Annotated in this window: 7 protein-coding genes; 4 read left to right on the forward strand and 3 right to left on the reverse strand. The window is 62.2% G+C overall.

The window, feature by feature from the left end:
• Positions 1-16: 16 nt before the first annotated feature.
• The gene (gene rfbD / locus ACEWE8_RS23190) at positions 17-877 is read right to left on the reverse strand and encodes a dTDP-4-dehydrorhamnose reductase (protein WP_046788242.1); all 861 of its coding nucleotides are present in this window, start codon (positions 875-877) and stop codon (positions 17-19) included.
• The gene (rfbC, locus tag ACEWE8_RS23195; RefSeq protein WP_046788243.1) at positions 874-1,416 is read right to left on the reverse strand and encodes a dTDP-4-dehydrorhamnose 3,5-epimerase; all 543 of its coding nucleotides are present in this window, start codon (positions 1,414-1,416) and stop codon (positions 874-876) included. Before rfbC ends, rfbD begins: the two co-directional genes overlap by 4 nt.
• Before the next feature lie 191 nt (positions 1,417-1,607).
• Here rfbC and ACEWE8_RS23200 point away from each other — a divergent pair, with 191 nt between their 5' ends.
• The 3 genes from ACEWE8_RS23200 (at position 1,608) to ACEWE8_RS23210 (ending at position 6,147) form a co-directional block, all read left to right on the forward strand.
• On the forward strand, positions 1,608-4,508 hold the full coding sequence (locus ACEWE8_RS23200; RefSeq protein ID WP_046788244.1) for an aminotransferase: 2,901 nt from the start codon (positions 1,608-1,610) through the stop codon (positions 4,506-4,508).
• A gap of 153 nt (positions 4,509-4,661) precedes the next feature.
• Positions 4,662-5,768: an agmatine deiminase gene (aguA, locus tag ACEWE8_RS23205; RefSeq protein WP_046788245.1), complete on the forward strand. Its 1,107-nt coding sequence runs from the start codon at positions 4,662-4,664 to the stop codon at positions 5,766-5,768.
• A 181-nt stretch (positions 5,769-5,949) separates the two neighbouring features.
• Positions 5,950-6,147 (forward strand): hypothetical protein, encoded by a 198-nt coding sequence (locus ACEWE8_RS23210; protein WP_012316698.1) that lies wholly within the window; start codon positions 5,950-5,952, stop codon positions 6,145-6,147.
• A 72-nt stretch (positions 6,148-6,219) separates the two neighbouring features.
• Here the strand turns inward: ACEWE8_RS23210 and ACEWE8_RS23215 are convergent, their stop codons facing one another.
• Positions 6,220-8,322, reverse strand: a complete 2,103-nt coding sequence (locus ACEWE8_RS23215) for a TonB-dependent siderophore receptor (RefSeq protein ID WP_046788246.1) — start codon at positions 8,320-8,322, stop codon at positions 6,220-6,222.
• Between the two features lie 471 nt (positions 8,323-8,793).
• On the opposite strand from ACEWE8_RS23215, the gene ACEWE8_RS23220 reads away from it, so the two are divergent.
• Positions 8,794-10,083, forward strand: coding sequence for an OprD family porin (locus ACEWE8_RS23220; protein WP_125924681.1), 1,290 nt, complete (start codon positions 8,794-8,796; stop codon positions 10,081-10,083).
• The last annotated feature ends 91 nt before the right edge of the window (positions 10,084-10,174 follow it).

Genomic DNA, 10,174 nt, shown 5'->3' on the forward strand with positions numbered 1-10,174 from the left:
CTGGCGCAATTATGCGCTACTTGAGGCAGTCGATCAGCGCCTGCTGCCAGTGCGGTAGCGTTACGCCCCACTCGCGGGCCAGGCGTGAGCAGTCCAGGCGCGAGTTGGCCGGCCGGCGCGCGGGCGTGGGGTATTCGCTGGAGGGGATCGGCAGCAGCTCGGCGCAGGGCAGGCCGCGGGCCTTGAGCTGCTCGCCGATGGCCTGGGCAAAGCCGAACCACGAGGTCTGGCCTTGGGCGGCCAGGTGATAGGTGCCCCAGGCACCGGCCCGGCCAGCCTGCCAGCGCTCGATCAGCACGCGGGTGCTGAGGGCGATGGTCGTGGCCCAGGTTGGCGCGCCGATCTGGTCGTCGACCACTCGCAGTTGCGGTTTTTCCTGCAGCAGGCGTTGCATGGTCAGCAGGAAGTTGCGCCCGTGCAGCGAGTACACCCAGCTGGTACGCAGAATCAGGTGTGCGCCGCCCACGGCAGCGACGGCCTGCTCACCGGCAAGCTTGCTGCGCCCGTAGACACCGAGCGGGTTGGGTACGTCCTGCTCGTTGTATGGCGTGGCCTTTTCCCCGTCGAACACGTAGTCGGTGGAGTAGTGAATCAGCGGTGCGCCAAGGCGCAGCGCTTCTTCGGCAAGCACGCCTGGGGCTTGGGCATTGATCGCAAAGGCGGTGTCCGGCTCGGTTTCGGCCTGGTCCACTGCGGTGTAGGCGGCAGCATTGATGATCAGCCCGGGGGCAAGCTGGCGCAGCGGTTCACGCAAGGCCTCGGGCTGTGCCAGGTCCAGTTGGTCGCGGCCCAGCAGGTGTATCTCGCCCAGGCCGGCCAGCTGTGTTTTCAGCGCTTGGGCGACCTGGCCATTGTGGCCACACACGAGCACCCTCATGGGAACAGGTCCGCGTCAGCCAGCAGTGCGCCGGCCTGGTCCTTGGCCGACAGCTGCGGCGCTTCCACGCCCCAGTCGATGGCCAGCTGTGGATCATCCCAGCGGATGCAGCGCTCGGCGGCGGGGTTGTAGTAGTCGGTGGTCTTGTACAGGAAGTCCGCCGATTCGCTCAGCACCAGGAAACCATGGGCGAACCCTGGCGGGATCCAGAACTGGCGGTGGTCTTCGGCGCACAGGCGGGTGGCTACCCAGCGGCCGAATGTCGGTGAGCTGCGGCGAATGTCCACGGCCACATCCAGCACTTCGCCCAGCACAACCCGCACCAGTTTCCCCTGAGGGTTATCGATCTGGTAGTGCAGCCCGCGGAGCACGCCGCGCTGTGAGCGGGAGTGGTTGTCCTGGACGAAATGGGCGTCAAAGCCTGTCAGCCGCGCAAACTCGCGGGCATTGAAGCTTTCGAAGAAAAAGCCGCGGCTGTCACCGAAGAGCTTGGGCTCGATGATCAGTACGTCGGGTATGTCTGTTGCGATTATGTTCATGGCAATTTTCTGACCAGTGTACTCAGGGGTGGACCGTACCGGCCTCGTTCAATGTAGCCGCCTTGGCGCTTTGCAGCCCGGATTGCCATCATGACCGAGCGTGGACGCACGATCATCATTTCATCATTGCCACTTGTGTATCGGCCTTGGCAGTGGCGAGATAAGCGAAAAGTAAAAGAGGTTCCATCTTCATGCCCCTCAGCACCCTGATCCAGCGTTCCAGCCTGCCAAGCCCTTCGCTCAGCGAAGCCCAGGCGCATGCCTTGCTTCAGGCGCATTACGACCTGGCCGGCAGCCTGACTACGCTTGGCAGCCAGCAAGACCTGAACTTGCGTCTGGATACGGGGCAGGAGCGGTTTGTGCTCAAGGTTTGCCACGGCAATTATGCCCAGATGGAACTGGAGGCGCAGCATGCGGCGCTGGCTTACCTGCGCGGGCAAGGGTTGCCGGTACCTGCCGTACGCCCGGCACGCGACGGCCAGTCGTTGTTGGCACTGGACATCGATGGCCAACCGCTGCGCGCCCGCCTGCTCGATTATATAGAAGGGCAGCCGCTGACCCGCCTCAAGCACATGCAGCCTCGCCTGATGGCCGAACTGGGCGCGCTGTGCGCCCGGGTCGACAAAGCCTTGGCCGATTTCGACCACCCAGGCCTGGTGCGCACCCTGCAATGGGACCCGCAACACGCCCAGGCGCTGATCGAGCATTTGTTGCCAGTGCTGCAGGATGCCGGGCAGCGCGCCTGCCTGGAGCAGGCCACTGGCCTGGCCGCCGCACACCTGGCACCGCTGGTGGACGCCTTGCCGAGCCAGGCCGTGCACCTGGACATCACCGATGACAATGCCGTCTGGGCCCGCGATGAGCAGCGCCAGTGGCAACTGCAGGGCATCATCGATTTCGGTGACCTGGTGCGTACCTGGCGCATTGCCGACTTGTCGGTGACCTGCGCGGCCTTGCTGCACCATGCCGAAGGCGACCCGCTGCGCATCCTGCCGGCCGTGCGCGCTTACCAGGCCCTCAACCCGCTGAGCGAAACCGAGTTGCGCGCCCTGTGGCCGCTTGTGCTCAACCGCGCTGCGGTGCTGGTGCTCAGCAGTGAGCAACAACTGGCCGTGGACCCGGGCAACCAGTACATCCGTGACAACATCGCCCATGAGTGGGAGATCTTCGATACCGCTACCGCCGTGCCTTTTGCCCTGATGGAAGCGGCCATTCTGCAGGCCGCCGGCATCGAACCGAGCCGACCGGACCTCGCCGATTGTGCCCTGTTGCTGCCGGACCTCGCCCGCGAGGCGGTAACGCGCGTCGACCTGGGTGTGCTCAGCCCCCACTGCCAGGCCGGTAACTGGGAGCAGCCCGGCTTCGATCAGCGTCAGCTGACGGCCCAGCCCGCGCCTGCTTGCAGCCTGCATGGCCAGTATCGCCTGTCGCAAACCCATATCGACCGCCCTGACGAGCCGGCCACCTGCGCCCTGGGCGTCGAATTGCATGTGCCCAACGGCAGTGCGGTACAGGCCCCGCAAGCCGGGACCTGGCAGCGCCACGGCGATGGCCGTGGCTGCTTGCGCACGGCACAGTGGGCCTTGTGGCTCAGTGGCCTGGAAGATACCCCCGCAGACGGGCAGGCCGTGGCCAAGGGACAGGCGCTGGGCAGCAGCTGTGGTTTTCTCAGTGTGCAGCTGTGCCTGGACGCCGGCATCCAGCCGCCACTGTTCGCTGCACCTTCCCAGGCTGCCGCCTGGCTGGCGCTGTGCCCCTCGCCTGCAGCTTTGCTGGGTTTCGACTGCGATGCCGAGCCGCTGGTCGACCCCCAGGCATTGCTGGCCCGCCGCGACGCCAGCTTTGCCCGCTCGCAGAAGCACTACTATGCACAGCCACCACACATCGAGCGCGGCTGGCGCAACTACCTGATCGACATGCAAGGCCGCTCCTACCTCGACATGCTCAACAACGTCGCGGTACTCGGCCATGGTCACCCTCGCATGGTGGCCGAGTCGGCACGGCAATGGTCGTTGCTCAATACCAACTCGCGCTTCCATTACGCGGCCATTGCCGAGTTTTCCGAGCGCCTGCTCAAGTTGGCGCCGGCGGGCTTTGACCGAGTGTTCTTGGTCAACAGTGGTACCGAGGCCAACGACCTGGCCATTCGCCTGGCCTGGGCCTACAGCGGCGGGCGCGACCTGCTCAGCGTGCTGGAGGCCTACCATGGCTGGTCGGTGGCGACCGATGCCATTTCCACGTCCATTGCCGACAACCCGCAAGCCCTGGAAACCCGGCCCGACTGGGTGCACCCGGTCGAGGCGCCGAATACCTTCCGTGGCCGCTACCGTGGCGCAGACAGTGCCGGCGACTACATGCGTGACGTCGATGCCAAGCTTGCCGACCTCGATGCCCGTGGCCGTCAGCTGGCCGGCATGATCTGCGAGCCGGTTTACGGCAACGCCGGTGGTATCTCGCTGCCTGCGGGTTACTTGAAAGAGGCGTATGCCAAGGTCCGTGCCCGCGGCGGTGTGTGCATCGCCGATGAAGTGCAGGTGGGCTATGGCCGCCTGGGTGAGTACTTCTGGGGCTTCGAGGAGCAGGGTGTGGTGCCCGACATCATCACCATGGCCAAGGGTATGGGCAACGGCCAGCCACTGGGGGCGGTGATTACCCGGCGCGAGATTGCCGAGGCGCTGGAGGCGCAGGGCTACTTCTTCTCCTCGGCTGGCGGCAGCCCGGTGAGTTGCCGTATCGGCATGGCGGTGCTGGACGTGATGGACGAGGAGGGGTTGTGGCAGAACACCCGCGAAACCGGGCGGTATTTCAAAGCGCGCCTGCAAGCGTTGGTCGATAAACATCCGCTTGCCGGTGCCACGCATGGTTCGGGTTTCTATCTGGGGCTGGAGCTGGTGCGTGACCGCCAGACGCTGGAGCCGGCCACTGAGGAAACCATGGTGCTGTGCGACCGCCTGCGTGACCTGGGGATCTTCATGCAGCCGACCGGCGACTACCTGAACATCCTCAAGATCAAGCCGCCGATGTGCACCACGCGCGCCAGCGTGGACTACTTTGTGAACAGTGTGGACCGCATCCTGTCCGAAGGGTTGTAAGTATCAGCGATGCCGCTCATGTCGATTGTTATCGGCCTGAGCGGCATTTTTATCAGCCGTTCAGCGTTTTCATTCTTTTAATACCGATATATATCGGTTATAAAATCGGCATCCAAATTGACCATCGGCCTAGGGCCTTTGCAGAGGTTACCCATGAAAACCCTCAACTCCACCCCCCGCGCCGACGGTTTCCACATGCCCGCCGAATGGGCGCCGCAAAGCCAGGTGTGGATGGTCTGGCCCGAGCGTTCGGACAACTGGCGCCTGGGAGGCAAGCCTGCCCAGGCTGCCCACGTCACCCTGGCCAAGGCCATCGCCCGCTTCGAGCCGGTTACCGTGGCTGTTTCTGCCGGCCAGTACGAAAACGCCCGCCGTCAACTCGACCTGCCCAACATCCGTGTGGTGGAAATCAGCAACGACGACGCCTGGGTGCGTGATACCGGCCCGACCTTCGTCATCAACGATTCGGGCGAGGTGCGCGGTGTGGATTGGGGCTTCAACGCCTGGGGCGGCTTCGACGGCGGCCTGTACGCGCCGTGGAACCGCGACGAGGAGCTGGCAGCCAAGGTGCTGGAGATGGAGCGTTGCCAGCGCTACCAGACCGAAGGCTTCGTGCTTGAGGGCGGCTCGATCCATGTGGACGGTGAGGGCACCCTGATCACTACCGAAGAGTGCCTGCTCAACCGCAACCGCAACCCGCACCTGAACCGTGAGCAGATCGAAGAGATCCTGCGTGAGCACCTGGCGGTGGAGACCATCGTCTGGCTGCCCGATGGCCTGTACAACGACGAAACCGATGGCCACGTCGACAACTTCTGCTGTTACGTCAGCCCAGGCGAAGTGTTACTGGCCTGGACCGATGATTCCAACGACCCCAACTATGCGCGCTGCCATGCTGCCTATGACGTGCTGAAAAACAGCCGTGATGCCAAAGGCCGCGAGTTTGTGGTGCACAAGATGCCCATTCCTGGCCCGCTGTTCGCCACTGAAGAAGAGTGCGCCGGTGTCGATCACGTGGTCGGTAGCCAGGAGCGAGACCCGTCGGTACGCCTGGCCGGGTCCTACGTGAACTTCCTGATCGTCAACGGCGGCATCATCGCGCCAAGCTTCAATGACCCGGCAGATGCCCAAGCCAGAGCCATTCTGGCCAAGGTCTTCCCGGACCACGAAGTGGTGATGATCCCCGGGCGTGAGCTGCTGCTGGGCGGTGGCAACATCCACTGCCTGACTCAGCAGCAACCGGCGCCGGTCAAGCGCTGAAGCAACGCTGCAGAAAAAGCCCGTCGCCTGACGGGTTTTTTTTGGGCCGCGACGTCCGGCATGTCGAAATGGCATATGTTTTGTATTGTTTTCAGGGAGTTAACTCAGCAGTACGGTCACTCCGTTCTGTAACAATCAAGACGTAGATTAGCCGCTCACGGGGTAAGGAGTACGTGTAGACATGAACACAGCAAGTGAGACGGCTTTGCGCCCATCGGCAGTAAATCACCAAGCGCTGAAAACCTTGGCACATTGGTTGAAACACCATGGAAGCAATCGGGTCAGGACGACCGACCCACGACGTTTGCTGGATGGCCGCTACCCGCAGGGCCTGATCAGCGATGCGGAGCTGGAAGCGCTGCTGGGCGTGTGGCACTGAACAGGGCAGGAGCCCGCACCGAGAAACGCCACCGTGCTTGCGGTGGCGTTTTCATTTGCAGGCCTTGAAGCCTCAGAAGCTGTAAGTCCCGGTGACCACCAGGCTGCGTGGGTCGCCGATCTGAATCTGCGCCGCACTGGTCGCCGAACTGTAGTAAGTCTTGTCAGTGATGTTGCTCAGCGCCGCACGTACGTCCCAGTCACGGGTGCGCAACCCCACCAGCGCATCCCAGCGCCCATATCCTGGCATTACCGTGGTGTTCTGGTTGTCGGCATAACGCTCACCCACCAGCGTCAGCCCTGTTTCGGCGTACCAGCCCAACTCCGGTTTCCAGGTTACGAACAGGCTGGCATTGCGTTTGGCCACGTCGTTGATGCGGTTACCTTCAAGGTTGTTGTTGTCTTTGACGATGGTCGCGTCCTGCAAGCCGATGCCACCGCGAACGTACCAGTTGCCGACGACGTTGCCTGTCGCAGTCAGTTCGATGCCACGCGAGCGTTGCAGCCCGCTCAGCAAGGTGATTTCCGGGTTGTTCGGGTCACGTGTGCGGCGGTTGTACAACTCCAGTTCGTAAACAGCGAGGGTGGTGGTCAGGCGCTCGTCGAGCCAGTCGCTTTTTACCCCAAGCTCCTTCTGCCGCGTCAGCTCCGGGCTGGTGTCGTTGGTATTGCCGGCTGCGCCCGGCGTGATACCGATCAGGCCTCCGCCGACGGGCGAGAAGGTCTTGCTCCACGACGCGTAGAACGAGTGGTCGCGCCACGGCGTATAGACCACGCCCAGGCGCGGGCTGGTGGTGTTGCTGTCCTGTTGTTCTGACAGGTTGCGTATCTTGTTGGTGGTCTTTACCTCGAACTGGTCAAAGCGCACCCCCGCCAGGATCTGCCATTGATCGTTGAGGCGAATCTGGTCCTGCAGGTACAGGCCACGGCTGTCGACCACGGTATGGTTGTTGCTCGACAGCACCATCGGCCCGGTGTGCTGCAGGGCGCGGTTGGGGTTGTTCAGGTCCAGGCCCGGTACCGGACGGCCGCCGGCCGATGCGGCGGCAGCCGTGTACAGGGTTGGGTCGCGGCGCTGGTTGCCGAACTCCAGGCCCAGCAGCAGTTTGTGCTCCACGCCCCAGGTGGCGAAATCGCCTTCGGCTTCAAGGTTGTTGAACAGGTTGCGGGTGTTCAGGTCTTGTTGCCAGCGTTGGCGGGTCACCGTGTTGTTGCTGGCGTTGTAGCCGGTGAGGTAGGTGTTGTCGAACTCGCTGTCGAGCTTGAACAGGCCCAGGGTATGGCGCAGTTGCCAGGTGTCGTTGAGCTGGTAGTTGAGCCGTGAATGCAAAGACTGCGCACGATCATCGATGTAGTCGCGCTGGGTATCGCCGTAGGTGGTGCTGCGGCTGACATCCGCCGGGCGCCCATTCACGCCGGGGATGCCGCGGTCGGGGGTACGGTTGTAACGGCTGTACTCGTACTGCACCAGCCAGTCGAGGTCGGGGCTGAGCTGCCAGCTCATCGACGGCGCGAACAGTTGGCGGTTGCCATCGATGCCGTCACGGAAGCTGTTGTTGTCCTGGTTGCCCATGTTCAGGCGCAGGCTGATGTTGTCGCTGGGGTCGGCGCTAAGGTCGGCATACAGGCTGCGCAGGTCTTCGCTACCGCCCTGGGCTTGGATGGAGGAGCGGCGGCCACGTTCCGGCGCCTTGCTCACCCGGTTGACGATGCCACCCTGGCTGCCACGGCCATACAGCACTGCTGCCGGCCCCTTGAGCACTTCGACACGCTCAATGTTGTGCAGGTCGCGCGTGTACTGGCTGTCGTCGCGAATGCCGTCCAGGTAGAAATCGTTGCTTGCCTCGAAGCCACGGATGCGCACGCTGTCAAAGCGCGTATCGGCGCCACTGCTGACGTTGGGTATGCCTTCAAGGGCCTTGCCCAGCGAGTCGCTGCCATAGTCCAAAACATTGGCGGTCTTCACTGTGTCGATAGCTTGGGGAACGTAGCGCACGGGGGTGGAAGTGCGGGTGGCGGTGCTCACTTCCTTGATCCGAGGGTTGTCTTCTTCGCGCTCGCTGTCTGCGGTCACCGTCAACTCGGGCAGGGTGGTGGTTGTGGCGCTGGCCAGGCTGGCGCTGAACAGCAACGAAAGGCCAAGCGTCAGGGGTGAAAGGCGGCAGGGGGCAAGCATGAAGGCATCCGGACCTAAGGCAGTTGATAAGGTGGTGCGAATGGTAATGCTTGCTATTTGCCTTTGCTCACCTATTTGTAAAGGCTCGCCTTTACATGTGTATCGCTTTGTAACTAGTCATTGGCGCGGCCTCGCATTCGCTGAAACACCCTACACGGTGCTAAGACTTAGCTACTTTCAGAAAAATTATCCGTCGTTCTTGGTAAGGCGAATGGAAATGCCCTGTGTCACGGCATTATTTTGGTTATATCGACCTGCATTTCACGAGTTTTTGACATTTGTAATCGCACGCGGCTAGGATTCGGCCAACGCCTGCTGGCCATGACCTGGCCATGCTGCTGCACAAGGCCCGCCACACGACCATTGGCGGGCCTTTCAGTTCGGATCCGCATAGCGTCGAACCTACGAAGGGGCGTTGGTTCCTGGCGTCATATTGCAGAGCGTTTTTGATTACGAAATAAGGAAAACAAGATGTTGAAAACCAGGATCAGCCTGGTCGCTTTGGCGATGATCGCCGCGACCCAGGCCCAGGCCAATGAGCAGGCCGAGAGCAAGGGCTTTATCGAAGACAGCCACGCAAACGTTCTTCTGCGTAACGCTTACATGGATCGCGACAAGAAACACGGCACCAAGGACCAGAGCGAGTGGGGCCAGGCTTTCATCGGCAACTTCTCCTCCGGCTTCACCCAGGGCACCGTGGGCGTCGGCGTTGACGCTTTCGGCCTGTATGCCGTGCGCCTGGACGGTGGCAAAGGCCGTAACGGCGCTGCCGGCGTCGACTTCTTCAAGGCCAGTGACACCGCGCCGAAGAACTCGCCGCACAATTTGGCGCGTGCTGGCGCCGCGATCAAGTTCCGCGTATCCAACACTGTACTCAAGTACGGTGACATGATGCCTGCTCTGCCGGTGCTGCAGTACGACGACAGCCGCCTGCTGCCTGAGAGCTACACCGGTACCTTCATCACCTCCAAGGAGATCGAGGGCCTGGAACTGAATGCCGGTCATTTCACCCAAGAGGCGCGCAAGAGTGCCGAGGGGCGTGACAGCGGCCACCTGAAATCGATTGATGTGTTCGGTGGCAGCTACAAATTCACCGACAACTTCACGGCCTCCGCCTACACGTCCAACATCGAAGACGTGATGAAGAAGCACTACCTGGGCCTGAACTACGTCTTCCCGATCGCGGCAGACCAATCCCTGACCTTGGACTTCAACGGCTACAAGTCGGATATCAACAGCAAGTACGTGCAAAAAGCCGACCTGACTGGTGACGACAACACGATCTGGAGCCTTGCGGCCACCTATGCGTTCGGCCCGCACTCGGTGACCTTGGCGCACCAGCGCAGCACCGGCAGCACTGGCTACAACTATGGCTGGTACCAGGACCGAGGTGGCGTGGGTGATGGCGGTTCGACCATCTACCTGGCCAACTCCTACTGGTCTGACTTCAACGCCGAAGACGAGCGTTCCTGGCAGGTTGCCTATGGTCTGGACTTTGGCGCCTACGGCGTTCCGGGCCTGACCTACAAGATCGCTTACGTGCGTGGTGACAACATCAACACTCACGGCTACGGCGAAGGTAAGGAGCGTGAAATCTTCAACCAGCTTCGCTATGTAGTTCAGGACGGGCCGGCCAAGGACCTGTCGGTCAAGCTGCGTGGTTCCTGGCTGCGCACATCGGAAAGCGTTCGCCAGAACGGCTACTTCGACGACGGCAACGAAGTCCGCGTATTCGTCGAGTACCCGATCAGCATCTTCTGATAGTGATCTGGCAGAGGGCTGCCCTGCAGCCCGTTCGCCGGCAAGCCGGCTTCCACTGGGGTTTGAGCTGAGCTTGAGAGCAGCGGGGTAC

This window comes from Pseudomonas sp. TR47 (assembly GCF_044143025.1).
GTDB lineage: Bacteria > Pseudomonadota > Gammaproteobacteria > Pseudomonadales > Pseudomonadaceae > Aquipseudomonas > Aquipseudomonas putida_E.